The organism is Streptomyces sp. NPDC048349, from assembly GCF_040651925.1.
GTDB lineage: Bacteria > Actinomycetota > Actinomycetes > Streptomycetales > Streptomycetaceae > Streptomyces.
The window spans coordinates 1-26759 of the sequence record NZ_JBEZLA010000044.1 but is presented as its reverse complement, the minus strand read 5'-3'; the positions used below and the strand labels follow the sequence as shown (position 1 = coordinate 26759).

Genomic DNA, 26759 nt, shown 5'->3' with positions numbered 1-26759 from the left:
GGCGGGTACTCCCCCTCAGACGATCGGGTCGTGGACGGTGACGAGTTTGGTTCCGTCCGGGAAGGTGGCCTCGACCTGCACGTCGTGGACCATCTCCGGGATCCCCTCCATGACCTCGTCGCGCCGCAGGACGGTACGGCCGGAGGCCATCAGCTCGGCCACGGTCCGCCCGTCGCGGGCCCCTTCGAGGATGTGCGACGTGATCAGCGCGATCGCCTCGGGATGGTTCAGGCGCACCCCGCGGGCCCGGCGCTTCGCGGCCACGTCGGCAGCCACGTGGATGAGCAGTCTCTCCTGCTCGTGCGGAGTCAGTTGCACACGTATCACCAAGCTTCCGGGACAAGATCAACATCGCGCCGGGGCGACCCTACCGGCCGTCAACACTCTGTTGACCTGGGGATATCCGAACCAAGCGAGTCTTGCCCCACACAGGGAAAGGCTTTCCGTCCCGACCACCGCCGCTTTGCCGGATCATGGGTGATCTTTGGCGGACGAACGTGGAGCCACGGTAGGCGCCGCGCTTTTCCGTTGCGTAAACCCACGTTTCGGGAAGGCACCCGGTTCAACGCACGGGCCCCTGAAAGGTGATTCCGTATACGGCCGGGCGGGAACGCCCGGCGTCAGCAGCCGCTGACGGTCCTCGTCGCGGCGCCGGCCGTCCACGGCAGCGCGATCCAGACCGTCTTGCCCCCGTCCTCGGTGGGGCTGACCGAGAGGCGGCCGCCCGCTTCCGCGGTGAGCCACCGGATGATGACCAGGCCCCGGCCGTTGTCCTGCTGGACGGCTGCCGGCAGCCGCTTGGGCCAGCGGGGGTGGCTGTCGGTCACCCCGATGCGCAGCCACTCCTCGCGCTCCAGCCGCATGTCGACGGTGAAGGTGGGCGACTGGCCGAAGGTGTGCTGCACGGCGTTGGTGGCGAGTTCCGAGACGATGAGCCGGACACTGTCGGCGGTGGTGTCCTCATCGGGCAGTCCCCATTCGCCCAGCACCTCCGCCACATAGCGTCGGGCGGTGGCGACCGAGGCGGGATCGCTCGGCAGAGTGACGGATGCTTCCTGGTGATCTGCCATGACGACGGTCCCTTTCCCACCGGGGCCGAGCCACCCCGGATCTGTGCTGGACGCCAGAGTGCCACCCATCGTCCCGCCGTTTCTCCCGTTCCCCCAAGATATGCATATATCTGTCGCTCAATGCGGTGAACTCTGCTACGGAAGAGCGTATTTGGACGGCAGACTGGTGCGAGCTGTGCCGGTGGAAGGAGGCGGGTATGCAGCACGGTCCCGCGGTGCGTCGGCGCAAGCTCGGCGAGGAACTGCGAGCCCTGCGCGACCGGTCCGGTCTCACGAGCGGTGAGGCGGCCCGGATCGCGGGATGGCACCAGTCGAAGATCAGCCGCATCGAGACGGGACGCAGCGGGGTCAAACCGGAGGACATCCGCCTGCTCCTCGACGTCTACGGGGCGATTGTGAGCCCCGAACAGCGCGCCCTGCTAGAAGCCCTGTCGGCCTCCGCGGCCGGTCCGGGCCCGGGGGGCGACACCGGGCGGGGCCGCCAGTGGTGGCACGACTACCGGGGGCTGCTGCCCCAGGAGTACCGGGACTTCATCAGCCTGGAGGCGGGTGCCCGGTCGGCCCGCACGGTGGAACTGTCCGTGGTGCCGGGGCTGCTGCAGACCGCCGGGTACGCGCGGGCGGTGACCCGGGCCGCGCTGGGCGGGCTGCCGGAGCCGAAGGTGGACGCGCTGGTCGAGGTGCGGCTGGCGCGCCAGAAGGTGCTGCGGGCCGACCCGCCGCTGGAGCTGAGCGCCGTCCTGGACGAGGCGGTACTGCGCCGGCAGATCGGCGGGCCGGGGGTGATGGCGGGGCAGTTGCGACACCTGGTGGAGGTGGGGCGATTGCCTCATGTCAGGTTGCAGGTACTGCCGTTCAGCGTGGGGGGGCATCTCGGCCTCACCGGGCCGTTCGTCATTTTCTCATTTCCGAACATCGCCGATCTGGATGTGGTGGTACTCGACCATTTGACGAGTAGCCTCTATCTGGAGCGGAAGGAAGACCTTGAGGCGTACAGCGCCGCGTTCCGCACCATCCAGGCGCACGCCCTCCCGCCCCAGGACTCGTCGGATCTCATCAGCTCACTTGCTGACGACGCGTAAGGAGGCACCCCCGTGTCCGCAAGCCCCTTATCCACCAGCGGACTTCTGATCAGCGCGCGGTGGCGGCGGAGCAGCCGCAGCACCGGAATGAACAACTGCGTGGAAGCGGCCGTCCTCGGCGGCGGCCTGCTGGCCGTCCGCGACTCCAAGCGGACGGACGGCCCGGCCGTGCTCTTCACCGGCCCGGCCTGGACCGGCTTCCTCGCGAGCGTACGAACGGACGTGCCCGCCTGACGTCCTAGCGGTCCGTGGCTCCGGCCGGGGCGGTCAGCAGAATCGTTCCGACGGCCCGCTCGATCTCCTCCCCCGTGAGATCGGCCCGGGCGGTCAGCCGCAGCCGGGAGATGCCGTCCGGCACCGACGGCGGCCGGAAGCACCCCACGGACAGTCCTGCCTCGCGGCAGTCGGCGGCCCAGCGCAGTGCCGCCGGAGCCGACGGGGCCCGTACCGACACCACGGCCGCGTCCGGCCGGGCCGCGGTCAGGCCGGACGCGGTGAGCCGCCCGTACAGCCGGTCGGCCACCTCGCGGGCCCGGGCGGCGCGTTCCGGTTCCCGCCGGAGCAGGCGCAGGCTCGCCAGCGCCGCGCCCGCGGCGGCCGGGGCCAGCCCGGTGTCGAAGATGAAGGTGCGCGCGGTGTTGACCAGGTGCCGGATGACTTTGGCCGGCCCCAGCACGGCGCCGCCCTGGCTGCCCAGCGACTTCGACAGGGTCAGCGTGGCCACCACCCCCGGGGCGCCCGCGAGTCCGGCGGCGTCCAGCGCGCCGCGGCCGCCCTCGCCCAGTACGCCCAGGCCGTGCGCGTCGTCCACCAGCAGGGCCGCGCCCTGCTCGCGGCAGGCCGCGGCGTAGCCGGAGAGCGGGGCCGCGTCCCCGTCGACGGAGAACACCGAGTCGGTGACCAGCAGCGCCCGGCCCCCGTGCGCGGCGAGCGTCTTGCGCGCGGCGTCCGGGTCCGAGTGCGCGATCACGGCGGTCTCGGCCCGTGCGAGGCGGCAGCCGTCGACGATCGAGGCGTGGTTCCCGGCGTCGGAGACGACCAGGGTTCCCCGGCCGCCGAGCGCGGTCACGGCGGCGAGGTTGGCCGCGTACCCGGAGGAGAGGACCAGCGCGGCCTCGAATCCGCAGAAGGCGGCGAGTTCCCGCTCGAGCTCCGCGTGGAGCTCGGTCGTGCCCGTCACCAGCCGGGAGCCGGTGGCTCCGCCGCCCCACCGCTCGGCGGCCTCCTGCGCACCGCGGACGGTCTGCGGATGCCGCGACAGCCCGAGGTAGTCGTTGCTCGCCAGGTCCAGCAGCGGGGAGTCCGCCGGCCGCGGCCGCAGGGTGCGGACGAGCCCCGCCGCTTCCCGGTCGCGTTCCGCGGCATCGATCCAGGCGAAGACGTCCACCGGATCGGGAGTGTGCTGGGGCATCGGCAGGTCCTCGTGTTTTGTCGGCAGTCCACAGACCTGCCCGACCCTAGCGGCCGTGACTTGAGTGCCAGGTGTGGCGATACACACACTCCCATCCGGCCATGTTGTGCGATCTCTCCTTGGCCGGGAGTGGTGGTGTGGTCCAGGATCGGCGTCATGGACCTGCTGAACACCCTGGTGGACAAGGGGCTGCGGCGCGAGCTGCCGACCCGCGAAGAGGCGCTCGCCGTACTGGCGACTTCCGACGACGAACTGCTCGACGTGGTGGCCGCGGCCGGCAAGGTGCGCCGCCAGTGGTTCGGCCGCCGGGTCAAGCTCAACTACCTGGTCAACCTGAAGTCGGGCCTGTGCCCGGAGGACTGCTCCTACTGCTCGCAGCGCCTCGGCTCGAAGGCCGAGATCCTCAAGTACACCTGGCTGAAGCCGGAGGAGGCCTCGCAGGCCGCGGCGGCCGGTGTCGCAGGCGGCGCCAAGCGCGTCTGCCTGGTCGCGAGCGGCCGCGGACCGACGGACCGGGACGTGGAGCGCGTCGGCAAGACGATCGCCGCGATCAAGGAGCAGAACGAGGGCGTCGAGGTCTGCGCCTGCCTGGGCCTGCTCTCCGACGGCCAGGCCGAACGGCTGCGCGACGCGGGCGCGGACGCCTACAACCACAACCTCAACACCTCCGAGGCCACGTACGGGCAGATCACCAAGACCCACACCTACGCGGACCGCGTGGACACGGTGCAGAAGGCGCACGCCGCCGGCCTGTCCGCCTGCTCCGGTCTGATCGCCGGCATGGGCGAGAGCGACGAGGACCTCGTCGACGTCGTCTACTCGCTGCGCGAGCTGGACCCGGACTCGGTACCGGTGAACTTCCTGATCCCGTTCGAGGGCACCCCGCTCGCCAAGGAGTGGAACCTCACCCCCCAGCGCGCCCTGCGGATCCTCGCGATGGTGCGCTTCGTCTGCCCCGACGTCGAGGTCCGGCTCGCGGGCGGCCGCGAGGTGCACCTGCGCTCCATGCAGCCGCTGGCCCTGCACCTGGTGAACTCGATCTTCCTGGGCGACTACCTGACCAGCGAGGGCCAGGCCGGCCAGGCGGACCTCGACATGATCGCGGACGCCGGTTTCGAGGTGGAGGGCGCCGGTACGACGACCCTCCCGGCCCACCGCGCGGACGTGGCCGCCTCGGCCACGCCGGGCGGCTGCGGTTCGCACGGCGGCGGCGCCTCCGTCTGCGGTTCGGCGGCCTCCGCCGACGCCGCCGGCTCTGCCGCGGAAGCCGGCTGCGGCTCGGCCTGCGGTGGCTGCTCCGGACACGCGCACGCGGCGCCCGCAGCGGCTCAGGCGGAAGCGGGCGAGGTCCGTCCGGACCTCGTGGCGGTCCGCCGCCGCGGCGCGGGAACGGACCTCGCCCCCAATGCGTGACCCGCTCGATCCGCTCGGTCCGCACGATCCGCTCGGTCCGCACGATCCGCTCGGTCCGCCGCTCTCCGGCGCCGAGCTGCTCGCCCTGGACCGGCAGCACGTCTGGCACCCGTACGGCCCCATGCCCGGCCGGCAGGAGCCGCTGGTCATCGCCTCCGCCTCGGGGGTGCGGCTGCGGCTCGCCGACCCGGCCCAGGGGCACGGGCACGAGGAGCTGGTCGACGGCATGTCCTCCTGGTGGTCGGCCATCCACGGCTACAACCACCCGGTGCTGAACGAGGCCGCCACCACCCAGCTGGGCCGGATGTCGCACGTGATGTTCGGCGGGCTCACCCATGAGCCCGCCGTCCGGCTCGCCGCGAAGCTCGTCGAGATCACCCCGCCGGGGCTGGAGCACGTCTTCCTCAGCGACTCGGGCTCGGTGTCCGTCGAGGTCGCGGTCAAGATGTGCCTGCAGTACTGGCGTTCGCTCGGCCGGACGGGCAAGACCCGGCTGCTGACCTGGCGCGGCGGCTACCACGGGGACACCTGGCAGCCGATGGCCGTGTGCGACCCCCAGGGCGGCATGCACGAGCTGTGGCAGGGCCATCTGCCGCGGCAGGTCTTCGCGGACGCGCCGCGCGGTGACTTCGACACGCCCCTGGACCCGGCGTACACGGACCACCTGCGCTCCCTGATCGCCGCCCACGCGGACGAGCTGGCAGCGGTGATCGTGGAGCCGGTGGTGCAGGGCGCGGGCGGCATGCGTTTCCACAACCCCGCCCACCTGCGGGTGCTGCGCGAGCTGTGCGACGAGTACGGCGTGCTCCTCATCCTGGACGAGATCGCGACCGGCTTCGGCCGCACCGGGGCGCTCTTCGCCGCGGACCACGCCGGGATCACGCCGGACGTGATGTGCCTGGGCAAATCGCTGACGGGCGGTTACCTCACGCTCGCGGCGACCCTGTGCACGGAGCGGGTCGCCGACGGGATCTCCCGGGGCGAGGTCCCGGTGCTCGCGCACGGGCCGACCTTCATGGGCAACCCCCTCGCGACGGCCGTGGCGCTCGCCTCGATCGAGCTGCTGCTCGGCCAGGACTGGGCGACCGAGGTCAAGCGGATCGAAGCGGGGCTGCGCGAGGGCCTGGCGGCGGCGGCCGGGCTGCCCGGTGTCCGGGACGTGCGGGTGCTGGGCGCCATCGGCGTGGTCCAGTTGGACCACGAGGTCGACATGGCGGCCGCGACCGCGGCCGCGGTCCGGGAAGGGGTCTGGCTGCGCCCGTTCCGGGACCTGATCTACACCATGCCGCCGTTCGTCACCGGTGACACCGATGTCGCCCGGATCTGCCGCGCGGTGTGCGCGGCGGCGCAGGAAGGCTGAGATGTCCGTTCTGGTCGTGTCCGGTACCGGCACGGAGGTCGGAAAGACCGTGGTCACATCGGCGATCGCGGCGGCGGCGGTGGCCGCCGGCCGCTCGGTGGCGGTGCTCAAGCCCGCCCAGACGGGCGTCGGCCCGGACGAACCCGGTGACGCGGCGGAGGTGGTCCGGCTGGCCGGACCCACCGTCACGGCGATGGAACTGGCCCGCTACCCCGAGCCGTTGGCCCCGGACACGGCGGCGCGGCGGGCCGGGCTGGCGACGCTCTCCCCGGCCGACATCGCCGACGCCGCCCGGGAGCTGTCCCTCCACCACGACCTGGTCCTGGTGGAGGGCGCGGGCGGGCTGCTGGTCCGCTTCGACGAGGCGGGCCACACCCTGGCCGACGCCGCCGTCCTGCTCGGCGCCCCGGTCCTGGTGGTGGCCGCGGCGGGCCTCGGCACCCTCAACTCCACCACCCTGACGACGGAGGCCCTGCGGGCGCGGGAGCTGACTCCGCTCGGCGTGGTCGTCGGCAGCTGGCCCGCGTCCCCGGACCTGGCCTGCCGCTGCAACCTGGCGGACCTGCCCGCATCCTCCGGCACCCCCCTGCTGGGCGCGGTCCCGGAAGGCTCGGCCGCCCTGCCCCCGTCGCGGTTCCGCACCGAGGCCGCGGCCTGGCTCGCCCCGGCACTGGCGGGCACCTGGTCACAGGAGTCCTTCCTGACGGCGTGGGCGCCGCCCGGTCCCGTCGGCGTGTGACGGCCGGGGGTCCGGGGCGCGCCGTCCCGGACCCGGACAGGCTCGTCCCAGGCCCGTCGGCGGTGGGGTACGGGCCTGCGGGCGGGGTCCCGCACGGGCACCGCGGTCCCACCAGGGATGAGGCCGCGCCGAGGGGGGCACCCTGGGAGTACGGGTACGTACACCCCCATCGTCCGGGAGGTCCGCAATGCCACCGCGCCGCGACCCGGTCCACCACCCCCTCTTCGGCCGCTTCTACGCCCGCGCCGCCAAAGCAGCCGAGACCCGCGGCGGTCTCGCCGCCCTCCGCCGCGAGCTCCTCCACGGAGTGTCCGGCCGCGTCATCGAGATCGGCGCCGGGAACGGCCTGAACTTCCCGCACTACCCCCGCGCCGTCTCCGAGGTCGTCGCCGTGGAACCGGACCGCACCCTGCGCCGCCTCGCCACCCAGGCGGCCCTGCGCGTCGAGGTCCCGGTGGACGTCGTACCCGCCGCCGCCGAAGCCCTCCCGGTCAAGAGCGAGGCCTTCGACGCCGCCGTCGCCTCGCTGGTGCTGTGTTCCGTACGGGATCTGCCCCGCTCCCTCGCCGAACTGCACCGCGTGCTGCGTCCCGACGCCGAGCTGCGCTTCTTCGAGCACGGCCTGGCGCCCGGTCCCGGCATGGCCGCCGTCCAGCGCGCCCTGGACCGCACCGTCTGGCCGTTCCTCTTCGGCGGCTGCCACACCTCCCGCGACCCGCTGGCCGCGGTGGAGGCGGCCGGTTTCCGGATCGTCTCGCACCGCAGCTTCAGGCTCCCCGAGCGCGGACCGGCCTTCCCCACGTCCTACTGCGTCATCGGGTCGGCGCGCCGAGTGGCTTGACCCAGCGCGTCCACTGCTCCTCCGGGTGGTAGCCGGCCGCGTCCCACGCCCGGTGCGCAGAGGTGTTCCGGTCGAGGACCATGGCGTCCCCGCGCCGTCCCCCGAGCGCCTCGAAGCGCTCCTCGGCCGCGGCGAGCAGGGCGGTCGCGATGCCCTGCCTGCGGTGCGCGGGGTGCACGGCGAGCCGGTACAGGTGGCAGCGCCAGCCGTCGAAGCCTGCGATCACGGTGCCGACGAGCTCCCCGTCCCGCCGGGCGAGCAGCAGGGCCCGCGGGTCGCGCGCGTACAACCGCTCGACCCCGGCGAGGTCGTCGCTGATACTCGTCCCCTCGGCGGCGGCCTTCCAGAAGTCCAGTACGGCGCCGAGATCGGTCGCCGCGGCAGGGCCGATGTGAAGATCAGTCATGTCCGGATCCCATCATCCGGGTCCGTTCGGCCAAAAGAATGATCCGCCTCCTTTGCCCGTCCTTTACCATGGGGGCAAAGTCCTCCTGATTGAAAGGTGTGAGCGTCCGCCCATGGGCGAGCCTCCCAGTCCACGACATTCCCCCTCCCCCCGTTCGCGACGTCGCGCGACACCCCGCCTCCTGGCCGATCATGGGACGGAGGTGATCGAGCGATGACCGAAGTGCTCCTGCTCGTCGTGGCACTGCTGCTCTGCCTTGCCTGCGGGGTCTTCGTCGCGGCCGAGTTCTCGCTGACCACCGTGGAGCGCAGCGAGCTCGACCAGGCCGTGGAGCGGGGTGAGCGCGGGGCCGACAGTGCGCTGGCCGCCGTCCGCACCCTGACGTTCCAGCTCTCCGGCGCCCAGCTCGGCATCACCGTGACCGGCCTGGTCATCGGCATGATCTCGAAGCCGTCGATCGCCGCCCTCCTCGAGGGCCCGTTCAAGGCCGTGGGGCTGTCGGCCGGTACCGCTTCCTCCACCGCGCTGGTCCTCAGCACGGTTTTGTCGACCGTCATCCTGATGGTCGTCGGCGAGCTGGTCCCCAAGAACTGGGCCATCTCCTCCCCCCTGGCGATCGCCAAACGCGTGGCGACGTTCCAGCGGGTGTTCAGCCGGGCCTTCAAACCGCTGATCAGCCATCTCAACACCACCGCCAACCACATGGTGCGCCGCCTCGGGCTGGAGCCCGCCGAGGAGCTGGCCTCCGCACGCACCCCGCAGGAGCTGGTCGCCCTGGCTCGGCACTCGGCCAAGGCGGGCGCGCTGGAGAAGGACACCGCCGAGCTGTTCGTGCGGACCCTGAACCTCGCCGACCTGACCGCGGAGAACGTGATGACCCCGCGCGTGCAGGTCACCGCCCTCGACGTGCAGACAACGGCCGAGGACGTCGCGAACGCGACGCTGGCCACCGGCCTGTCCCGCTTCCCGGTGTACCGGGGCAGCCTCGACACGGTCGTCGGCACCGTGCACATCAAGGACGTGCTCGCCCTGCCCGCCGAGGAGCGCCACCGCCGGCCCGTGTCGCAGCTGCTGCGCGAGCCGCTCCTGGTACCGGAGTCCCTCACCGTGGACCGGCTGCTGGACCGGCTGTCCGGCAAGCAGACGATGGCCGTGGTCATCGACGAGTACGGCGGCACGGCCGGCGTGGCGACCCTGGAGGACATCGTCGAGGAAGTCGTCGGCGAGGTCCGCGACGAGCACGACCCGCACGAGACCCCGGACCTGGCCCCGGCCGGCACGGACGAGGACGGGCGCCGGCTCTACTCCGCCGACGGCGCGGTCCGCACGGACCAGCTCCAGCGGATCGGACTGCGTGTGCCGGAAGGACCGTACGAGACCCTGGCCGGGCTGATAGCGACCGAGCTGGGCCGCATCCCGTCGGTCGGCGACAGCCTCGAGCTGGGCGGCTGGCAACTGGACGTGGTCGACGCCGGCGGGCGACGGGCCGCGCGGGTGCTGGTGCACGTGCCGGCCGAACCGGACGGCGAAGAGACCGCACGGGACGGGGGGAAGGGCCGATGACCGCGATCCAGCTGCTGATCGGCCTGGCGACCCTGGTCGTCAACGCCTTCTTCGTCGGCGCGGAGTTCGCGCTGATCTCGGTGCGGCGCAGCCAGATCGAGCCGTACGCCGAGCAGGACGACCGGCGGGGCCGCGCGGTCCTGTGGGGCCTGGAGCACGTCTCGGCCCTGATGGCGGCGGCCCAGCTCGGCATCACCCTGTGCACCCTGGTGCTGGGCGTGGTGGCCGAGCCGGCCATCGCCCACCTGCTGACACCCCTGTTCGACCTCGTCGGCGTACCGGGCGGCCTCACGCACGCGATCTCCTTCGTGGTGGCGCTGGCGCTGGCGACGTACCTGCACATGCTCTTCGGCGAGATGGTGCCGAAGAACGTGGCGCTGGCCGAGCCGGTGCGCACCGCGCTGCTGCTGGGACCGCCGCTGGTGGCCCTGACCCGGGCGCTGCGGCCGGTGATCTTCGCGATCAACGCCTTCGCCAACGCCCTGTTGCGCCTGCTGCGGGTCGAGGTGAAGGACGAGGTCGCGGCGACCTTCTCGGACGACGAGCTCGCGCGGATGGTCAAGGACTCGAGCAACGCGGGGCTCCTGGACGACCGGGCGAGCGAGCGCCTGCACGACGCCCTGGAGCTGGGCCGGCGGCCCGTCACGGATGTGGTGCTGCCGGCGGACCGGGTGGTGTCCGCACGGGAGGGAATCACTCCGGCGGGCCTGGAGCGGCTGTCGGCCCGGACCGGGTACTCCCGGTTCCCGGTGATCGACGCCCGGCAGCGGACCCTGGGCTACCTGCACGTCAAGGACGCCCTGGACGCCGACCCGGACGCGCGCGACGAGCCGTTCCCGGTGGCGGCGCTGCGCCAGATCGCGCAGGTCCGGGCCGAGACCCCGCTGGACGACGTACTGACCGCCATGCGGCGCGGCCGTACGCACCTGGCCGCCGTCCTGGGGCCGAACGGCACCATGGCGGGCCTGGTGACCATGGAGGACGTGCTGCGGGAGCTGTTCGGCAGGCCGGCGTCCGGCTGACGAGTGCGGTACCCCGGCCCTGCCGGGCCGGGGTACCGCGCGGTAACATCACTCCGCCATGGAGATGAATGCCTCGTACACCAGTTTCGTCGCGGTCGGCGACTCCTTCACCGAGGGCATGTCCGACCTGCTCCCGGACGGCTCCTACCGGGGCTGGGCCGACCTGCTGGCAGCCCGCCTCGCGGCGCGCCAGGCGGACTTCCGCTACGCGAACCTCGCGGTCCGCGGCAAACTGATCGGGCAGATCGCCGAGGAGCAGGCCCCGGTCGCCGCCGCCATGGGCGCCGACGTGGTCACGCTGGTGGGCGGGCTGAACGACACCCTGCGCCCCAAAGTGGACATGGGCCGGGTCCGGGGCCACCTGGAGGCGGCCGTGGCGATGCTCGCCCCCTCCTGCAAGCATCTCGTCCTCATGCGCTCCCCGGGGCGCAACGGGCCGGTCATGGAGCGCTTCCGCCCGCGCATGGAGGAGCTCTTCGCCATCATCGAGGAGCTCGCCGCACGGCACGGCGCCCTGGTGGTCGACCTGTACGGGGCGCCCGCGCTCGGCGACCCCCGCATGTGGGACGTCGACCGGCTGCACCTGACGGCCGAGGGCCACCGCCGGGTGGCGGAGGCCGTCTGGCAGGCCCTGGGCCTGCCCGCGGAGCAGGACTGGCGCGCCGAACTGCCCGCCTCGGCGCCCCCCGGCTGGGCGGTGCGCCGCTCCCAGGACCTGAGCTTCGCCCGGCAGCACCTGCTGCCGTGGGTCGGCCGCCGTCTGACGGGCCGCTCCTCCGGGGACGGCCGTCCCGCCAAGCGCCCGGAACTGCTCGCGTACGAGCCCGTGGCGCAGGATCGTCCCTCGTAGCAAGGCACAATCCGGGCCGGGGTCCTTACCTGCGTAAACACACAGCGGCGGCCCAAGTAGAATCCCTCTACGTGACTGCCAAGCCCCGCATCCCCAATGTCCTGGCCGGCCGCTACGCCTCTGCGGAGCTCGCCGTCCTGTGGTCCCCCGAGTACAAGGTGACGCTGGAGCGGCGGCTGTGGCTCGCCGTGCTGCGCGCCCAGAAGGACCTCGGCATCGAGGTCCCCGACGCGGCCCTCGCCGACTACGAGCGCGTCCTGGAGACGGTCGACCTCGCCTCCATCGCCGAGCGCGAGAAGGTCACCCGGCACGACGTGAAGGCACGCATCGAGGAGTTCAACGCCCTCGCCGGTCACGAGCACGTGCACAAGGGCATGACCTCCCGCGACCTCACCGAGAACGTCGAGCAGCTCCAGATCCGGCTGTCGTTGGAACTGGCCCGCGACCGTACGGTCGCCGTCCTGGCGCGCCTGGGCAAGCTGGCCGGCGAGCACGCCGAACTGGTCATGGCCGGCCGCTCCCACAACGTCGCCGCGCAGGCGACCACCCTGGGCAAGCGCTTCGCGACGGCCGCCGACGAGCTGCTGGTCGCCTACGACCGCCTGGAGAACCTCCTGGAGCGCTACCCGCTGCGCGGGATCAAGGGCCCGGTGGGCACCGCCCAGGACATGCTCGATCTGCTCGGCGGCGACGCGGCCAAGCTCGCCGACCTCGAGCAGCGGATCGCCGCGCACCTCGGCTTCGCCCAGGCCTTCACCTCGGTCGGCCAGGTCTACCCGCGCTCGCTCGACTACGACGTGGTCACCGCCCTGGTGCAGCTGGCCGCCGCTCCGTCGTCGATCGCCAAGACGATCCGCCTGATGGCCGGCCACGAGCTGGTCACCGAGGGCTTCAAGCCGGGCCAGGTCGGCTCGTCCGCGATGCCGCACAAGATGAACACCCGCTCCTGCGAGCGTGTGAACGGCCTCATGGTCATCCTGCGCGGCTACGCCTCGATGACCGGCGAACTCGCAGGCGACCAGTGGAACGAGGGCGACGTCTCCTGCTCCGTGGTCCGCCGCGTGGCCCTGCCGGACGCGTTCTTCGCCTTCGACGGCCTGCTGGAGACCTTCCTGACGGTCCTGGACGAGTTCGGCGCCTTCCCGGCGGTCGTCGCCCGTGAGCTGGACCGCTACCTGCCGTTCCTCGCGACCACCAAGGTCCTGATGGGCGCGGTGCGGGCCGGGGTCGGCCGCGAGGCCGCCCACGAGGTCATCAAGGAGCACGCGGTCGCCTCCGCGCTGGCCATGCGCGAGCAGGGCGCCGAGCGCAACGAGCTGCTCGACAAGCTGGCCGCCGACGAGCGGATGCCGCTGGACCGGGCCCAGCTCGACGCCCTGATGGCCGACAAGCTGTCCTTCACCGGCGCGGCGGGTGACCAGGTCGCGGCGGTGGTCTCGCGCATCGAGGCGATCGCCAAGCAGCACCCGGAGGCCGCCGGATACGCGCCGGGGTCGATCCTCTGACCCCCGACGAGCTGAACGCCGCCCGTGACCGCGTCGTCCCGGACGTGGTCGCGGGCGGTCTGCGCGTGCTCTTCTGCGGCATCAACCCCGGTCTCCTTTCGGCCGCGACGGGCCACCACTTCGCCCGTCCCGGCAACCGCTTCTGGCCCGTCCTGCACCTGTCCGGCTTCACCCCCCGCCGCCTGGACCCCGCGGAGCAGGAGGAACTGCTGACCTACCGCCTCGGCATCACGAACGTGGTGGCCCGCGCCACGGCCCGCGCGGACGAGCTCACCCCCGAGGAGTTCCGCGAGGGCGGCCGCATCCTGACGGCCAAGGTGGAACTGCTCCGCCCCCAGTGGCTCGCCGTGGTCGGCGTCACCGCATACCGCACCGCCTTCGACGAGCGGAAGGCCCGGATCGGCCCCCAGGAGCGGACCATCGGCTCCACCCGCATCTGGGCCCTGCCCAACCCCAGCGGCCTCAACGCCCACTGGACCGCCGAGTCCATGGCGCAGGAGTACGCCCGCCTCCGCGCGGCCGCCGAAGCCCCCGGCGACCAGGCGCCCGTCCACCGGGTCTCCTGAGTTCCTCGACGAGGTCCTGCTCGGCCTCCTCGCCCAGGGCTGGAAGCCGGAGCCGAAGGCCTGAGTCCTCGCCCGGCGTCGCACATCCGCCGGACACAGACCTAGGGCGGGTCCACGACCGTGACCCCTGCCATCAGCAGGTAGGGGTCGCCCTCGTCCCACTGCGCGACGTAGACCACCAGCCAGTGGTCGCCGGCCCGCCACAGGTGCACGTGGTCGGTGCTGTTGCTCAGCTCGTCCCACGGCTCCGGTATCTCCTCGCCGTCGAACCCGCGGTCCCTCAGCGATCCCAGGCCGAAGACCTGCGGCTCTCCCCACCGGTCGCTCAGGGCCTGGGTGAGTGCCCCGTATTCGGCGCCGATCTGGTCGGCCGCTTCCGTGCGGCCCGCACCGCCGTCCTCCCAGAAGTCCGCGGTCCGTCCGACCGGGACGAGGTGGTAACCCGGGCCGCTGCTCTGCCCGCCGGACCAGACCGGCTGGGTGGGGAACTCCCGCACCCGGAGCCGGTCGATCGTGTCGAGATGCTCTGCCGTGGTCATGCCGTCAGTATCCCGACCCCCACTGACAACTGGCCCGGCGTCACGCGTCCCGCCGCCGCACGGCCAGCCAGCCGGCGAACAGCGCGGCGCCCGCCCACAGCGCCATCACACCCAAGCCGCTCCACGGACCGAGAGCGTCCTGCCCCTGCGTGTGCATCACCACCTGCCCGGCACGGTCCGGAAGGAACTGGGCCACGCCGCCCGATGCCTCGCCGACGATGAACGAGACCATCAAGACGAAGGGTATGAGCAGGCTCAACACGGCCGCTGCGCTGCGCAGTACGGCGGCCAGTCCGGCCGCGAACAGGGCCATCAGCGCCAGGTAGAGGCCGCTGCCGACGATGGCGCGGTAGGTACCCGGGTCGCCGAGCGCGAGGGCGTAGGGGCCCATGAACGCCTGTCCCCCGACGAAGGTGACCAGCCCCGCGATCTCCCCCACCAGCAGGGCCAGTCCGCCCACCACCGCCATCTTCGACAGGTAGAACCGGGTGCGGTTCGGCACGGCGGCCAGCGAGGTGCGCAGAGCACCGTTTCGGAACTCGCCGGACAAGGCGCCGGCGCCGAAGGTCATGGCGGCGATCTGACCGAAGAGGAGTCCGTAGTAGGCCGCGAAGAGCGGGTCCTGTCCCATGCTGCCGGCCTCGGCCGTGCCTATCGCCGCTGCCGTCAGCATCTGGATGCCTGCGGTGGCGGCGAAGACCGCTATCAGCGCTCCGAAGCTGCCGCGCAGGGACCGTATCTTGATCCATTCCGAGTGCAGGGAGGGGACGGTGGGCAGAGCGGCGCGCATGGCGGTGCCTCCTTGAAGTGGGGAAAGTCAGCGGGTAGCGGTGAACTGCGCGTGGTCGGCGGTGAGATCGAGGTATGCCTGCTCCAGCGAGGCGCGCTCGTCGGAGAGTTCCAGCAGGGGGATGCCCTCGCGGGCGGCCATGGCACCGAGCTGTTCCGCGCGCAGGCCTTCGACGGTCCATCGGCCGTCGTCCGCGGTCACCAGCTCGAAGCCGTCCCGGGCCAGGGCGGCCCGCAGGCGGATCGGGTCGGAGGTGCGCAGGCGCACCCTCTGGGTGCTGCGGGCGTCGATGAACTCCTCCATCGAGGTATCGGCCAGCAGTTTGCCGTTGCCGAGGACGACAAGGTGGTCGGCGAGCGCCGCGGTTTCCGCCATCAGGTGGCTGGAGACGAGGACGGTGCGTCCCTCGGCGGCGCACGCACGCATCAGCTCGCGGATCCAGATGATGCCCTCGGGGTCGAGGCCGTTGGTCGGCTCGTCCAGCAGGAGCACGCCCGGGTCGCCCAGCAATGCGGCGGCTATGCCCAGGCGCTGGCGCATGCCCAGTGAGAAGGACTTGATCCGCCGCTTGGCCACGGAGGCCAGGCCGGTCTGCTCCAGCACCTCGTCCACCCGGCGCATCGGCACACGGCCGGCGGCGGCGAGGAAGCGGAGGTGGTCCCGGGCGGTGCGGCCGCCGTGGGCCGCCTGCGCATCCAGGAGCGCACCGACCCGGTGCAGCGGGTCGGGGAAGTCGAGGTAACTCCGCCCGCCGATGGTGGCCGTGCCCGATGTGGCCCGGTCCAGGCCGAGCAGGAGGCGCAGCGTGGTGGACTTCCCGGCGCCGTTGGGGCCGAGGAAGCCCGTCACCCGCCCGGGCATGACATCGAAGGTGAGGCCGTCCACCGCACGGTGGGTGCCGTACTCCTTGGTGAGTTCTCGGATCTGGATCGTGTTCATGCCTCAAGATTCGCCGCCGGCCCCGCCCCCTGCCCTCCCCCGCCCGGGGGGACGCTCTCCCCCGCGCGGGGGAGACGTCGCCCGACCGTCGACTGCCAGGATGAGGACATGTACCGATTGCTCCGTGCCCCCCTCCGCGGGGTCACGTACACCCGCTGGCTGCACCTGCTCGTGCCCATCCTCATCGTGTCCATCTGGATGTTCATAGAGCCGGCGTGGCCATGGATGCCTGCCCTGATCGTCGCGCCGTTCGGGCTGCTTCCGTGGGTACGGCTGGCGGAGGGCCTGCAGGCCCAGTTCCTGCTGACCCCGCACGAGCGCGGCCGCCCCGACCCTTCCATCGGCACGGCTCCGTCCGCGCGGTGGGGGGACCGCTGGCGGACGGTCGCGTGGCTGGAGATACGCCTGGTGCTCGCGGCGGTGGTGATCACGGCCACCGTGTGGCTCCCGGTCATGACGCTGGAGCTCATTCTCACGGGCGCGGGGCAGCCCCTCACCGGGGACGACGTGCTCCTGCCGGTCATCCCCTCCCGCTGGGCGGCCATCCTCCTGGTGCCGGTGCCGGTGGTCCTGCTGCTGTGCGTGGTGGTCCTGCTCGGCGAGGCCGTCACGGCCATCGCCGCCGGGCTGCTGGGGCCTTCGGCCGCCGAGCGGCTCAGCGCCCTGGAGGCGCGTACCGAACAGCTGCTGGAACGGACGCGGATCGCCAGGGAGTTGCACGACTCCATCGGGCACGCCCTGACCGTGGCGGTCGTCCAGGCGGGCGCGGCCCGGGCCGCGGGGAACCCCGAGTTCACCGAGCGGGCGCTGTGCGCGATCGAGGAGACCGGCCGGGCGGCCATGGACGACCTGGAACGGGTGCTGCTGGTGCTGCGGGAGTCCGCGCAGCCGCCCTCGCAACGGCCCACGCTGGCCGACGCGGACCGGCTGCTGGAGTCTGCGCGGGCTTCCGGCTCCGCGGTGGACGCCGAACTGTCGGGGCCGCTCGAGACGTTGCCCGGGCCGGTCACCCGTGAGGGGTACCGGATCCTGCAGGAGTCGCTGACCAATGTGCTGCGGCACTGCGGTCCGGTGCCGGTCCGGGTCCGGATCGAGGCAGCGGTCGGGCGGCTGGACCTGGAGGTGCTCAATCCCCTGCCGGACGGTCCCGCACTGATGACGGGGAGGGGCAGCGGACTGCGCGGGATGCGGGAGCGCGCCGCACTGCTGGGAGGGGAGGCCGAGACCGGGCCGTACGAGGGCAACTGGAGGGTGCGCGCCCGGCTTCCGCTGGAGCGAATACGCTGACGGGATGCCGGTTACCGTACTGCTCGTCGATGACGAACCCCTGGTGCGCGCGGGTCTGCGCGCCGTCCTGGAAGCCCAGCCCGACATCGAGGTGGTGGGTGAGGCGGCCGACGGCGCCTCGGTCGTTCCGCTCGTACGGCAGCTGCGGCCCCAGGTGGTGGCGATGGACGTGCGGATGCCGCTGCTCGACGGGATCGAGGCGACCCGGGCGGTCCTGCGGACGGTGGATTGCCCACCGAAGATCCTCGTGGTCACGACCTTCGAGAACGACGAGTACGTCTACCAGGCGCTGCGCGCGGGCGCGGACGGGTTCCTGCTCAAGCGGGCGCGGCCCGCGGAGATCGTGCACGCGGTGCGGCTGGTGGCGGAGGGCGAGACGCTGCTCTTCCCGGCCGCGGTGCGGGCGCTGGCCGCGGAGTACGGCAACCGACAGGCCCGGACCGTGCTGGAGCGGGCGGCCCTGACCGAGCGGGAGGAGTCGGTGCTGCGGCTCATGGCGCGGGGGCTGACCAACGTCGAGATCGCGCGCGAGCTGATCATCGGCGCGGAGACGGTCAAGTCGCACGTCAGTGCGATCCTGGCGAAGCTGGGGGCGCGGGACCGGACCCAGGCGGTGATCACGGCGTACGAATCGGGGTTCGTCGCCCCGGCCTGAAGGGAGGGGCACGTTCCGGCCGATGGGGGGCGCTTCTCGCTGCCGGGAGGGGTGCGCAGTACCATCCGGCTGACAGGCTCACCGGCTGGGAGGACACACGTTGGGGCAGCTGACCGGCGGGGACCCCTCCCTGCTCCGGCGGATCAACTCGGCCGTGGTGCTCCGCGCACTGCGGGCGGCCGAATCGCCGACCCTGACCGATCTGACCCGGGTGACCGGGCTCTCCCGGCCGACCGTCGAGGGAGTCGTCGAAGGGCTGATCGGGACCGGGCTCGTCGTGGAGGCCGAGGCCGAAGAGGGCGCGCGGCGGCAGGGCCGTCCCGCGCGAAGGTTCCGGTTCCGGGCCGAGGCGGGGCACCTGCTCGGCATCGAGATCGGCTCGCACCGGGTCGCGGTGCTGCTGTCCGGGCTGGACGGGCGGGTCATCGGCGCCGGCACCAAGGAGGTCGCGGAGGCGGCTTCGGCCGACGAACGGCTGGAGCGGGTACGGGCGGCGGTCGCGGACCTGCTGCGCCGGGCCGGGGTCCCGCGCGACTCGCTGCGGGCGGTCGGCGTCGGCAGCCCCGGGATCGTGGAGGCGGACGGCACGGTCCGCCTCGGCACCGCGCTGCCCGGCTGGACCGGCCTTCCGCTCGGGGACCGGCTGCGGCGCTCGTTCCGCTGCCCGGTGCAAGTGGAGAACGACGCCAATGCTGCGGCGGTCGCCGAGCACTGGAAGGGGGCCGCGCGGGACACCGACGACATGGTGTTCGTGATGGCGGGGCTCAGCCCGGGCGCGGGCTCGCTGATCGGCGGCCGGCTGCACCGGGGCTTCGGCGGGGCCGCCGGTGAGATCGGAGCCCTGCACCTGCTGGGCCGGGAGGTCACTCCCGAGAAGCTGCTGTCGACGACCGGCGAACCGCTGCACCCGCTGGACGAAACGGCCGTCGCCGAGGTCTTCGCGATGGCCCGGCGGGGCGACGAGCGCGCGGTGGCCGCCGTACAGCGGTTCATCCAGCGGCTGGTCCACGACGTGGCGGCGCTGGTCCTGGCGATGGATCCGGAGCTCGTCGTCGTCGGCGGCTGGGCGGCCGGCCTGGACGGGGTACTGGACCCCCTGCGCCAGGAGCTGGCGCGCTACTGCCTGCGTCCGCCGCGGGTGACCCTCTCGCTGCTCGGCGAGGCCGCGGTGGCCACCGGGGCGCTGCGGCTCGCGCTCGACCACGTCGAGGAAGAGCTCTTCGCCGTGGAGAAGACGGTCACCGCCCGCCGACGCTGACGGCCCGTCGGCCGTCATGCCCGACGGCCGACAACCGGACCCGCCTACACCAACCCGCCTACGCCAACCCGCGGGCGCGCCGACCCGCCGACCCGCCGACCCGCCGACCGAACAGGGTCCGGCGTCGGCGGGCGTCTTCGTCGGGGCGGGTTCGGGCCGATACGGACGGATGGCGGCTCGGGCCGTGTCAGGAGGCGACGCGCGGCTCGTGGGTGATCTCGACGTCGCCCGAGTCGCCGAAGGTCAGGCGGCAGGTGTCGGCGCGGTAGGTGGCCACCGAGACGGCGGCCGTGCCCGCCGCGGTGAAGTACCGCGTGGTGACCACGAGCACGGGGGCGCCGGGCAGGCGGTCCAGTTCCTTGGCGTCGTCGGCCCGGGCGGAGCCGAGCTCCACCGAGCGGTCCTGACCCTCCAGGACCAGCCGCTGGAGTTCGCGCAGGACGGCACGCGCGCGGGCGGGCCCGCTGGGCGCCTCGATGGCGGTGAGTCCGGGCACGGAGGCGGCCGGGACGTAGAGGAGTTCGGCGGCGACGACCTGGCCCTGGGTGACCCGGGTGCGGCGGACCGTGTGGACGGGCTGGTCGGCGGCGAAGGCCGAGCCCGCATCCGCCCCGGCACCCGCGGCCCCGCCCGCACCGAGCAGCTTGAGGACCGCGGCCGACGGCAGGCCCTCGCCCGCGTCCACCGGCTCCCAGCCGTCGACGCCCTCGCCGGGCCAGCCCTGCTGCGTGCTGCCGACGGCCACACCCACGCGCGGCGGGGCGACCGTGGTGCCGACACCGCGGCGGCGCTGCAGGCGTCCTTCGAGCTCGAGCTGCTCCAGCGCCTGACGCAGGGTCGCGCGGGCCACTCCGAAACGGGCTGCGAGTTCACGCTCGTTGGGCAGTACCTCGCCCACGGCGAAGTCCTGGTCGAGCGCCTCGCTGAGGACGGTCTTGAGGTGCCAGTACTTCGGCTCCGGCACCGTTTCGAGCTGCGTGGTCCCCACCCTGAATCCTCCTGCCATCGCTGCACTCGCCGTGTGTTCCAGCGGCAGTTCCGCGCCCTTGTTTATTAAAGGTTCCTGCACTATCCCTGCGACGATAGGACGGTGCACCCCCTTGGTCAAGACCAATGCTCGGGCCTGTGCCGGGCAGATCGGGCACGGGTATCAAGCCGTTCACGGGATGTTCTCGTGCAGCCGGATAGCCCCAAAGGCTTGTAGTCAAGGGCTACCGGACGGTAATCATGGCGGTGGCTACTACTGACAGCCCGTCTCGTACGCGTCCACCCCACCCGACGAGGAGCAGCATGACCGCCACGGTCTCGTTCACCATCGATTCGCCGCTGGGCCCGCGCACTGCCACCGCCGCCTATGAACGCAAGGGCGCGGGCGAACCGCTCCTCCTCCTGCACGGCATCGGCCACCACCTCCAGGCCTGGCACCCGGTGACCGACATCCTGGCCGCCGAGCACGACGTGATCGCCGTCGACCTGCCCGGCTTCGGCGTCTCGGAGCCGCTGCCCGAGGGGGTCCCGTACGACCTGAACACCGTCGCCCCCGCCCTCGGGGCGCTCTGCGCCGCGCTCGGCGTCGAGCGCCCGCACGTCGCGGGCAACTCGCTCGGCGGCCTGCTCGCGCTCGAAATGGGCCGGATCGGCCTGGCCCGGTCGGTCACCGCGCTCTCCCCCGCCGGGTTCTGGACCGAGGGCGAGCGCCGCTACGCCTTCGCCACCCTCCTCGCGATGCGCGCCGGCGCACGGGCGCTGCCCCGCCCCGCACTGGAGCGCCTCGCGCACGCCGCCGCCGGCCGCGCCGCGCTCACCGGCACCATCTACGCCCGCCCGGCCCGCCGTTCGCCGGACGCCGTGGTCGCCGAGACCCTCGCCCTGCGCCATGCCACCGGGTTCGAGAAGACCCTGGCCGCGGGCGGTTCGGTACGGTTCACCGACGACGTGCCCGGTCTGCCGGTCACCATCGCCTGGGGCACCCGCGACCGGCTGCTCCTGCGCCGCCAGGGCGTGCGCGCCAAGCACACCGTCCCCGGCGCCCGGCTGGTGCGGCTCCCCGGCTGCGGCCACGTACCGATGAGCGACGATCCCGCCCTGGTCGCCCGGGTGGTCCTGGACACGGCCCGCAGCGCGGCGACGCCTCTGCGCGCGTGAGCTGCTGACGGCTGTTCATCCCGGGTTCGCGTGGCGGTCGCGGCCGGGCCGGGGTGTGGCGGCACGCTGGTCCGGCCCGATCCCGCCGGCCCTGGAGACCCACCGATGGCATCGAACCCGCACACCCGACGCACCCTGCTCGGCGGTTCCCTCGCCCTGTCCTCCGCGCTGCTCGCCGCCCCTGCCCTCGCTTCCCCTGCGCTCGCCGCCCCTGCCCTCGCCGCCCCCGCGCTCGCCGCCCCCGCCTTCGCCCGATCGGGGCGCCCGCAGGCACGGTGGGGCGTGCAGTCCGGCGAGATCACCGCCCACTCGGCCACAGTCTGGACCCGCTCCGACCGCCCCGCACGGATGTATGTCGACACCTCCCCGAGCAAGGCGTTCCGCTACGCCGTACGCCGCCACCGCGGGCCGCTGCTCGGCCCGTCCGGTGATTTCACCGGCACCACCGTCCTGCGCGACCTGCCGCCCGGCCGGCAGATCCACTACCGGGTGGTGCTGGCCGACCCCGACGACCCGCGCCGCACGGGCGAGCCGGTCTGCGGCACGTTCCGCACCACCCCCGTCTCCCGCCGCCACGACGTGCGCTTCCTGTGGTCGGGTGACCTGGCGGGCCAGGGCTGGGGCATCAACCCCGACCTCGGGGGGTACCGCGTCTTCGAGGAGATGCGGCTGCGCGACCCCGATTTCTTCCTCTTCAGCGGGGACACGATCTACGCCGACGGGCCGATCCAGCCCGCCGTCCCCCTGCGCGACGGCAGCGTGTGGCGCAACGTCACCACCGAGGAGAAGTCGAAGGTCGCCGAGACCCTCGCCGAGTTCCGCGGGAACTTCCGCTACAACCTGCTCGATCGCAACCTGCGCGCCTTCAACGCCCAGGTCCCGGTCCTGGCCCAGTGGGACGACCACGAGGTGCGCAACAACTGGTACCCGGGCCAGCTGATCGAGGATCCCCGCTACACCGTCAGGGAGGCCGACGTCCTCGTCGCCCGGGCCCGTCAGGCCTTCGGCGAGTACTTCCCCGTCACCGACCTGCGCGGCGGCCGCGCCGAGGGCCGGATGTACCGCGTGATGCGCTACGGCCCGCTGCTCGACGTCTTCGTGCTCGACATGCGCACCTACCGGGGCGCCAACACCCCCGGCACCCAGACCGAGGACCCCATCGGCATCCTCGGCCCCGAGCAGCTGGCGTGGGTCAAGCGCGAGCTGTCGCGGTCCCGCGCCACGTGGAAGGTCATCGCCGCGGACATGCCGCTGGGCATCGTCGTCCCCGACGGCGCGGCTGACTTCGAGGCCGTGGCCCAGGGCGACCCCGGAGCCCCGCTGGGCCGTGAGCTCCAGATCGCCGAACTCCTGCGCCACATCAAGCACCAGCGCATCACCGGCACCCTGTGGCTCACCGCCGACGTCCATTACACGGCCGCGAACCACTACGCGCCCGAGCGGGCGGCCTTCACCGACTTCGCGCCGTTCTGGGAGTTCGTCTCCGGCCCGATCGGGGCCGGCGGTTTCCCGGCCGGGCGGCTCGACGCCACCTTCGGCCCGCAGACGGCCTTCGTCCAGTCGGCTCCGCTCGCCAACATGTCCCCGTCGGAGAACCCTCCGTACTACGGCGAAGTCGACATCGACGGTGGCAGCGGGGAACTCACCGTCCGGCTGCGGCGCGAGGGCGGCGGCGTCCTGTTCAGCAGGACGCTCCAGCCCGGCCACGTGGGCCAATAAGCACGAACCGTGCCCACTAACCGGGAAAACCATGTGAAATCAACCAGATGGACACTTAACCAGTCGGTCACAGACCGTTCGTGATCACGCAACACCCTTGCGCCACAGTGGTCTGCATGACTGACCGTAGTGTTGCCTCTGCCCACCGTCTCCACCGCCACCACTGGCGCCGCGACGTCGTCGAACTCGCCGCGCTCTTCTGCGCCGTCGCGGTCGCCGACGCCATCGCCAATCTGGTCGTGCACGGCCCGAGGGGCCCGATCCTGCTGGTCGCCTCGGCCGTCGCACTGCTGGTGACCGCGGCCTTCCACACCTGGTGGGCGCGGCGACACAGCCATGCGCCGCCGCCAGACGGCACAGCGCCCGGCGATCCGAGCCCGTCCGGGCCCGCCACCCCCGACGCGGAGGCGGCCGCCTCCGCCCTGTGGCGGATGCGCACCACCGTCCGTGACGAGCCCGGCTCCCTGGCCGCGCTCTGCACCGCCCTCGCCCGCAGCGGCGTGGACATCCTCACCCTGCAGACGCACCCGCTCCCCGAGGGCGGCACCGTCGACGAGTTCCTGCTGCGCGCCCCGCACCGGCTGCCCTCCACCGATCTCACCCGCGCCATCGCCCGGGCCGGCGGCCACAGCACCTGGATCGAGCGCGCCGACGCCCACGACCTGGTGGACACCCCGACCCGGGTCCTGGGCCTGGCCACCCGGACCGCCCTGGACGCCGCCGAACTCCCCCTGGCACTGCGCCAGCTCCTGGGCCGCTGCACGATCCACTCCATCCCGGCGACCACCCTCTCCGGCCGCCCCAACTCCGGCGCCGACGCCCCGGTCGAGGGTGTCCTGGAAGCCACGGTCATGCGGCTGCGCGACCCGTCCGGCGGCGCGATCACCGTGGAGCGGCCCTACCTGCCGTTCACCCCGACCGAGTTCGCCCGCGCCCGCGCCCTCGTCGAGCTCGACGCCCGCCTCGGCCCCCGCGTGCCCCGCAGCCAGGACGTGCTGACCCTGCCTGAGGGCAACGAGATCACCGTGCGCCGCGCCGACGGTTCCGACCAGGCGGCGGCCCGCGCCATGCACGACCGCTGCTCCGAACGCACGCTCGGCCTGCGCTACCACGGCCCGGTCGCCGACGCCGACGCCTACCTCGGCCACCTGCTGAGCCCCCGCTTCGGCCGCACCCTCGCCGCGACCACCGCGTCCGGCAAGCTCGTCGCCCTCGGCCACCTGCTGTGGGACGGGGACGAGACCGAGGTCGCCCTGCTGATCGAGGACGACTGGCAGCGACGCGGCATCGGCTCCGAACTGCTGCGCCGGCTCATCTCCATGGCCGTCGAGGCCGGCTGCGACAGCGTGTACGCCGTCACCCGCGCCTCCAACACCGGCATGGTCGCCGCCATGCGCGGCCTGGGCCTGCCCCTGGACTACCAAATCGAGGAGGGCACCCTGGTGATCACCGCCCGGCTGGACGCCGCCGCGGTCGTCCCGCAGCTCCCGTACGAGCTCCCGTACGAGCTCCCGCGCGAGCAGCAGGGCCAGATCCCCCACCACCGGCGCTGACACTCCGGCCACGACCGGGCCGCCCCCGGGCGGCACCCCCGGCCCCCTCTCCGTCACCGGCGGGGCGGGCCGGGGCCGCACGACGCCGCCCCGGCCCGCAGACCGGGCCGCGCACGCCAGCAGGTGCTCGTACGCCAGCGGGCCCGCGCACACCAGCAGATCCGCGCACGCCAGCGGGCCCGCATGCGCCAGCAGGCCCGCTTACGTCAGCAGGTCCGCGCCAAACGGTGATGACGCGACCGCGTCTCGCGTACGAAGATGTCCCCATGTCAGAGACCCTCCACCACGGCAGCGACACCAGGCTGCCCCGCCAGGTGGCCGACGCGTACGTCGACGACCTGATCGCCCTCGACCCGATCACCGGGACCTACCTCGGTGTCGCCGCCAGCTCCGGCAAGCTCCCGGACTTCTCCCCGGCCGGCCGCGCCGCCGTCGCCGCACTCGCCCGGACCACCCTCGCCCGCCTCGACGCCGCAGAGCAGCGGCCCGGCGCCGACAGCGACGCCGAGCGCCGCTGCGCCCGCCTGCTGCGCGAGCGCCTCACGGCCGAACTCGCCGTCCACGAGGCCGACGAGGACCTGTGCGCGGTCAGCAACATCCACAGCCCCGTGCACGCCGTCCGCGAGGTCTTCACGCTGACCCCCGCCGACACCGACGAGGACTGGGCGGCGATCGCCGAGCGGCTGCGCGCCGTACCGGCCGCGCTCGCCGGCTACCGCGAGAGCCTCGCCCTCGGTCTGGAGCGCGGCCTGTACGGCGGTCCGCGCCCCACCGCCACCATGATCGGCCAGCTCGCCGCCTGGGCCGGCCAGGACGGCGACGAGCCCGCCTTCTTCGAGGACTTCGCCTCCGCGGGCCCGGACGCCTTGCGCGCCGAGCTGGACGCGGCGGCGGCCGCCGCGACCGCGTCCGTCGCCGAACTGCGCGACTGGATGGAGTCGGTGTACGCACCGGCCGTCGAGGGCAGGCCGGACACCGTCGGCCGCGAGCGGTACAAGCGCTGGTCGCGCTACTTCAACGGCACGGACCTGGACCTGGACGAGGCGTACGCCTACGGCTGGTCCGAGTACCACCGGCTGCTGGCCGAGATGAAGACCGAGGCGGCCAAGATCCTGCCCGGCGCCGGTCCCTGGGACGCGCTGCGCCACCTCGACGAGCACGGCACCCACATCGAGGGCGTGGACGAGGTCCGGGCCTGGCTGCAGGGCATCATGGACGAGGCCATCGAGAACCTCGACGGCACGCACTTCGAACTCGCCGAGCGCGTACGCAAGGTGGAGTCCCGCATCGCCCCGCCCGGCGGCGCCGCGGCCCCCTACTACACCGCCCCCTCGGAGGACTTCTCCCGTCCGGGCCGCACCTGGCTGCCCACCATGGGCCAGACCCGGTTCCCGGTGTACGACCTGGTCTCCACCTGGTACCACGAGGGCGTGCCGGGCCACCACCTCCAGCTCGCGCAGTGGACCCACGTCGCGGACCAGCTCTCGCGCTACCAGGCCACGGTCGGCATGGTCAGCGCCAACGCCGAGGGCTGGGCGCTGTACGCGGAGCGCCTGATGGACGAGCTGGGCTACCTCAAGGACGCGGAGCAGCGCCTGGGCTACCTGGACTGCCAGATGATGCGCGCGGCGCGGGTCATCGTGGACATCGGCATGCACCTGGGCCTGCGGATCCCGGCGGACTCGCCGTTCCGCCCGGGCGAGACCTGGACCCCCGACCTCGCGCAGGAGTTCTTCGGCCTGCACAGCGGCCGGCCCGCGGACTTCGTCGAGAGCGAGCTGACCCGGTACCTGTCGATGCCCGGTCAGGCGATCGGCTACAAGCTCGGCGAGCGTGCCTGGCTGCTGGGCCGGGACAACGCCCGGGCCGCGCACGGTGACTCCTTCGACCTGAAGGCCTGGCACATGGCGGCCCTGTCGCAGGGTTCGCTGGGGCTGGACGACCTGGTGGACGAGCTCTCGAAGCTCTGATCCCGGCACGCCGCGAAGGGCCGCACCCCCGGGGGTGCGGCCCTTCGCGGGGCGGGGGGGCGGGTGCGCCGCCGCC

At 73.0% G+C, this 26759-nt stretch carries 26 protein-coding genes; 18 read left to right on the top strand and 8 right to left on the bottom strand.

Features of this window, described 5'->3' with window-relative positions:
* Positions 1 to 15: 15 nt before the first annotated feature.
* Both AB0D44_RS23200 and AB0D44_RS23195 read right to left on the bottom strand, forming a co-directional pair.
* Positions 16 to 318 carry an urease subunit gamma gene (locus AB0D44_RS23200; RefSeq protein ID WP_362594210.1) on the bottom strand — a complete coding sequence of 101 codons (303 nt, stop codon included), beginning with the start codon at positions 316 to 318 and terminating at the stop codon, positions 16 to 18.
* A 302-nt stretch (positions 319 to 620) separates the two neighbouring features.
* Entirely contained in the window at positions 621 to 1070 is a 450-nt protein-coding gene (locus AB0D44_RS23195; protein ID WP_362594207.1) for an ATP-binding protein, read from the bottom strand.
* A gap of 197 nt (positions 1071 to 1267) precedes the next feature.
* Between AB0D44_RS23195 and AB0D44_RS23190 the strand changes: the two genes are divergently transcribed.
* Together AB0D44_RS23190 and AB0D44_RS23185 are read left to right on the top strand one after the other, a co-directional pair.
* On the top strand, positions 1268 to 2152 hold the full coding sequence (locus AB0D44_RS23190; RefSeq protein WP_362594204.1) for a helix-turn-helix transcriptional regulator: 885 nt from the start codon (positions 1268 to 1270) through the stop codon (positions 2150 to 2152).
* Positions 2153 to 2164: 12 nt separating this feature from the next.
* Positions 2165 to 2386, top strand: a complete 222-nt coding sequence (locus AB0D44_RS23185) for a DUF397 domain-containing protein (protein WP_362594201.1) — start codon at positions 2165 to 2167, stop codon at positions 2384 to 2386.
* A 4-nt stretch (positions 2387 to 2390) separates the two neighbouring features.
* On the opposite strand, the gene AB0D44_RS23180 is transcribed toward AB0D44_RS23185, so the two are convergent.
* On the bottom strand, positions 2391 to 3563 hold the full coding sequence (locus tag AB0D44_RS23180; protein WP_362594198.1) for an 8-amino-7-oxononanoate synthase: 1173 nt from the start codon (positions 3561 to 3563) through the stop codon (positions 2391 to 2393).
* Between the two features lie 156 nt (positions 3564 to 3719).
* Between AB0D44_RS23180 and bioB the strand changes: the two genes are divergently transcribed.
* The 4 genes from bioB (at position 3720) to AB0D44_RS23160 (ending at position 7916) form a co-directional block, all read left to right on the top strand.
* Positions 3720 to 4976: a biotin synthase BioB gene (gene bioB, locus AB0D44_RS23175; protein WP_362594195.1), complete on the top strand. Its 1257-nt coding sequence runs from the start codon at positions 3720 to 3722 to the stop codon at positions 4974 to 4976.
* A gap of 121 nt (positions 4977 to 5097) precedes the next feature.
* Positions 5098 to 6336: an adenosylmethionine--8-amino-7-oxononanoate transaminase gene (locus tag AB0D44_RS23170; RefSeq protein ID WP_362594269.1), complete on the top strand. Its 1239-nt coding sequence runs from the start codon at positions 5098 to 5100 to the stop codon at positions 6334 to 6336.
* 1 nt (position 6337) lies between these two features.
* Positions 6338 to 7075, top strand: a complete 738-nt coding sequence (bioD, locus tag AB0D44_RS23165; RefSeq protein WP_362594192.1) for a dethiobiotin synthase — start codon at positions 6338 to 6340, stop codon at positions 7073 to 7075.
* Between the two features lie 187 nt (positions 7076 to 7262).
* Positions 7263 to 7916: a class I SAM-dependent methyltransferase gene (locus AB0D44_RS23160; protein ID WP_362594189.1), complete on the top strand. Its 654-nt coding sequence runs from the start codon at positions 7263 to 7265 to the stop codon at positions 7914 to 7916.
* Here AB0D44_RS23160 and AB0D44_RS23155 read toward each other — a convergent pair.
* Positions 7888 to 8322, bottom strand: coding sequence for a GNAT family N-acetyltransferase (locus AB0D44_RS23155; RefSeq protein WP_362594186.1), 435 nt, complete (start codon positions 8320 to 8322; stop codon positions 7888 to 7890). The genes AB0D44_RS23160 and AB0D44_RS23155 overlap by 29 nt on opposite strands.
* Before the next feature lie 213 nt (positions 8323 to 8535).
* Between AB0D44_RS23155 and AB0D44_RS23150 the strand changes: the two genes are divergently transcribed.
* The 5 genes from AB0D44_RS23150 to mug all read left to right on the top strand — a co-directional run bounded on the left by AB0D44_RS23150 (position 8536) and on the right by mug (position 13828).
* Positions 8536 to 9885: a hemolysin family protein gene (locus AB0D44_RS23150; RefSeq protein WP_362594183.1), complete on the top strand. Its 1350-nt coding sequence runs from the start codon at positions 8536 to 8538 to the stop codon at positions 9883 to 9885.
* Positions 9882 to 10907, top strand: a complete 1026-nt coding sequence (locus AB0D44_RS23145; RefSeq protein ID WP_362594180.1) for a hemolysin family protein — start codon at positions 9882 to 9884, stop codon at positions 10905 to 10907. Before AB0D44_RS23150 ends, AB0D44_RS23145 begins: the two co-directional genes overlap by 4 nt.
* 58 nt (positions 10908 to 10965) lie before the next feature.
* Complete coding sequence (locus tag AB0D44_RS23140; RefSeq protein WP_362594177.1) at positions 10966 to 11757, top strand: SGNH/GDSL hydrolase family protein; 792 nt, start codon at positions 10966 to 10968, stop codon at positions 11755 to 11757.
* Positions 11758 to 11828: 71 nt separating this feature from the next.
* Entirely contained in the window at positions 11829 to 13262 is a 1434-nt protein-coding gene (gene purB / locus AB0D44_RS23135; protein WP_362594174.1) for an adenylosuccinate lyase, read from the top strand.
* On the top strand, positions 13259 to 13828 hold the full coding sequence (gene mug / locus AB0D44_RS23130; protein ID WP_362594267.1) for a G/U mismatch-specific DNA glycosylase: 570 nt from the start codon (positions 13259 to 13261) through the stop codon (positions 13826 to 13828). Before purB ends, mug begins: the two co-directional genes overlap by 4 nt.
* Before the next feature lie 101 nt (positions 13829 to 13929).
* Here mug and AB0D44_RS23125 read toward each other — a convergent pair whose 3' ends face one another.
* From AB0D44_RS23125 to AB0D44_RS23115, 3 genes are read right to left on the bottom strand one after another with little or no spacing between them, the layout of a single operon-like run.
* Positions 13930 to 14367, bottom strand: a complete 438-nt coding sequence (locus AB0D44_RS23125) for a hypothetical protein (protein WP_362594171.1) — start codon at positions 14365 to 14367, stop codon at positions 13930 to 13932.
* A 40-nt stretch (positions 14368 to 14407) separates the two neighbouring features.
* Complete coding sequence (locus AB0D44_RS23120; protein WP_362594168.1) at positions 14408 to 15157, bottom strand: ABC transporter permease subunit; 750 nt, start codon at positions 15155 to 15157, stop codon at positions 14408 to 14410.
* Between the two features lie 27 nt (positions 15158 to 15184).
* Positions 15185 to 16096 carry an ATP-binding cassette domain-containing protein gene (locus tag AB0D44_RS23115; RefSeq protein WP_362594165.1) on the bottom strand — a complete coding sequence of 304 codons (912 nt, stop codon included), beginning with the start codon at positions 16094 to 16096 and terminating at the stop codon, positions 15185 to 15187.
* A 108-nt stretch (positions 16097 to 16204) separates the two neighbouring features.
* On the opposite strand from AB0D44_RS23115, the gene AB0D44_RS23110 reads away from it, so the two are divergent.
* From AB0D44_RS23110 to AB0D44_RS23100, 3 genes are all read left to right on the top strand, one after another.
* Positions 16205 to 17383 (top strand): histidine kinase, encoded by a 1179-nt coding sequence (locus AB0D44_RS23110; RefSeq protein ID WP_362594162.1) that lies wholly within the window; start codon positions 16205 to 16207, stop codon positions 17381 to 17383.
* Positions 17384 to 17387: 4 nt separating this feature from the next.
* Positions 17388 to 18038 (top strand): response regulator transcription factor, encoded by a 651-nt coding sequence (locus AB0D44_RS23105; RefSeq protein WP_362594159.1) that lies wholly within the window; start codon positions 17388 to 17390, stop codon positions 18036 to 18038.
* Between the two features lie 100 nt (positions 18039 to 18138).
* Entirely contained in the window at positions 18139 to 19296 is a 1158-nt protein-coding gene (locus tag AB0D44_RS23100) for an ROK family transcriptional regulator (protein ID WP_362594156.1), read from the top strand.
* A gap of 187 nt (positions 19297 to 19483) precedes the next feature.
* On the opposite strand, the gene AB0D44_RS23095 is transcribed toward AB0D44_RS23100, so the two are convergent.
* Positions 19484 to 20284 carry a GntR family transcriptional regulator gene (locus AB0D44_RS23095; RefSeq protein ID WP_362594153.1) on the bottom strand — a complete coding sequence of 267 codons (801 nt, stop codon included), beginning with the start codon at positions 20282 to 20284 and terminating at the stop codon, positions 19484 to 19486.
* A gap of 302 nt (positions 20285 to 20586) precedes the next feature.
* Here AB0D44_RS23095 and AB0D44_RS23090 point away from each other — a divergent pair, with 302 nt between their 5' ends.
* The 4 genes from AB0D44_RS23090 to AB0D44_RS23075 all read left to right on the top strand — a co-directional run bounded on the left by AB0D44_RS23090 (position 20587) and on the right by AB0D44_RS23075 (position 26683).
* Complete coding sequence (locus AB0D44_RS23090) at positions 20587 to 21441, top strand: alpha/beta fold hydrolase (RefSeq protein WP_362594150.1); 855 nt, start codon at positions 20587 to 20589, stop codon at positions 21439 to 21441.
* Positions 21442 to 21546: 105 nt separating this feature from the next.
* Positions 21547 to 23160 (top strand): alkaline phosphatase D family protein, encoded by a 1614-nt coding sequence (locus tag AB0D44_RS23085; RefSeq protein ID WP_362594147.1) that lies wholly within the window; start codon positions 21547 to 21549, stop codon positions 23158 to 23160.
* Between the two features lie 116 nt (positions 23161 to 23276).
* Positions 23277 to 24713, top strand: coding sequence for a GNAT family N-acetyltransferase (locus tag AB0D44_RS23080; RefSeq protein ID WP_362594144.1), 1437 nt, complete (start codon positions 23277 to 23279; stop codon positions 24711 to 24713).
* 266 nt (positions 24714 to 24979) lie between these two features.
* On the top strand, positions 24980 to 26683 hold the full coding sequence (locus tag AB0D44_RS23075) for a DUF885 domain-containing protein (RefSeq protein WP_362594141.1): 1704 nt from the start codon (positions 24980 to 24982) through the stop codon (positions 26681 to 26683).
* The last annotated feature ends 76 nt before the right edge of the window (positions 26684 to 26759 follow it).

Bases quoted from the DNA above. Each gene is read 5' to 3' on its own strand.
- AB0D44_RS23145 (WP_362594180.1), top strand. From the start codon at position 9,882: ATGACCGCGATCCAGCTGCTGATCGGCCTGGCGACCCTGGTCGTCAAC.
- AB0D44_RS23140 (WP_362594177.1), top strand. From the start codon at position 10,966: ATGGAGATGAATGCCTCGTACACCAGTTTCGTCGCGGTCGGCGACTCC.
- AB0D44_RS23080 (WP_362594144.1), top strand. From the start codon at position 23,277: ATGACTGACCGTAGTGTTGCCTCTGCCCACCGTCTCCACCGCCACCAC.
- AB0D44_RS23085 (WP_362594147.1), top strand. From the start codon at position 21,547: ATGGCATCGAACCCGCACACCCGACGCACCCTGCTCGGCGGTTCCCTC.
- AB0D44_RS23150 (WP_362594183.1), top strand. From the start codon at position 8,536: ATGACCGAAGTGCTCCTGCTCGTCGTGGCACTGCTGCTCTGCCTTGCC.
- AB0D44_RS23195 (WP_362594207.1), bottom strand. From the start codon at position 1,070: ATGGCAGATCACCAGGAAGCATCCGTCACTCTGCCGAGCGATCCCGCC.
- AB0D44_RS23090 (WP_362594150.1), top strand. From the start codon at position 20,587: ATGACCGCCACGGTCTCGTTCACCATCGATTCGCCGCTGGGCCCGCGC.
- AB0D44_RS23105 (WP_362594159.1), top strand. From the start codon at position 17,388: ATGCCGGTTACCGTACTGCTCGTCGATGACGAACCCCTGGTGCGCGCG.
- AB0D44_RS23160 (WP_362594189.1), top strand. From the start codon at position 7,263: ATGCCACCGCGCCGCGACCCGGTCCACCACCCCCTCTTCGGCCGCTTC.
- AB0D44_RS23115 (WP_362594165.1), bottom strand. From the start codon at position 16,096: ATGAACACGATCCAGATCCGAGAACTCACCAAGGAGTACGGCACCCAC.
- AB0D44_RS23155 (WP_362594186.1), bottom strand. From the start codon at position 8,322: ATGACTGATCTTCACATCGGCCCTGCCGCGGCGACCGATCTCGGCGCC.
- AB0D44_RS23190 (WP_362594204.1), top strand. From the start codon at position 1,268: ATGCAGCACGGTCCCGCGGTGCGTCGGCGCAAGCTCGGCGAGGAACTG.
- AB0D44_RS23170 (WP_362594269.1), top strand. From the start codon at position 5,098: ATGCCCGGCCGGCAGGAGCCGCTGGTCATCGCCTCCGCCTCGGGGGTG.
- bioD (WP_362594192.1), top strand. From the start codon at position 6,338: ATGTCCGTTCTGGTCGTGTCCGGTACCGGCACGGAGGTCGGAAAGACC.
- AB0D44_RS23110 (WP_362594162.1), top strand. From the start codon at position 16,205: ATGTACCGATTGCTCCGTGCCCCCCTCCGCGGGGTCACGTACACCCGC.
- AB0D44_RS23120 (WP_362594168.1), bottom strand. From the start codon at position 15,157: ATGCGCGCCGCTCTGCCCACCGTCCCCTCCCTGCACTCGGAATGGATC.
- AB0D44_RS23180 (WP_362594198.1), bottom strand. From the start codon at position 3,563: ATGCCCCAGCACACTCCCGATCCGGTGGACGTCTTCGCCTGGATCGAT.
- AB0D44_RS23075 (WP_362594141.1), top strand. From the start codon at position 24,980: ATGTCAGAGACCCTCCACCACGGCAGCGACACCAGGCTGCCCCGCCAG.
- AB0D44_RS23125 (WP_362594171.1), bottom strand. From the start codon at position 14,367: ATGACCACGGCAGAGCATCTCGACACGATCGACCGGCTCCGGGTGCGG.
- bioB (WP_362594195.1), top strand. From the start codon at position 3,720: ATGGACCTGCTGAACACCCTGGTGGACAAGGGGCTGCGGCGCGAGCTG.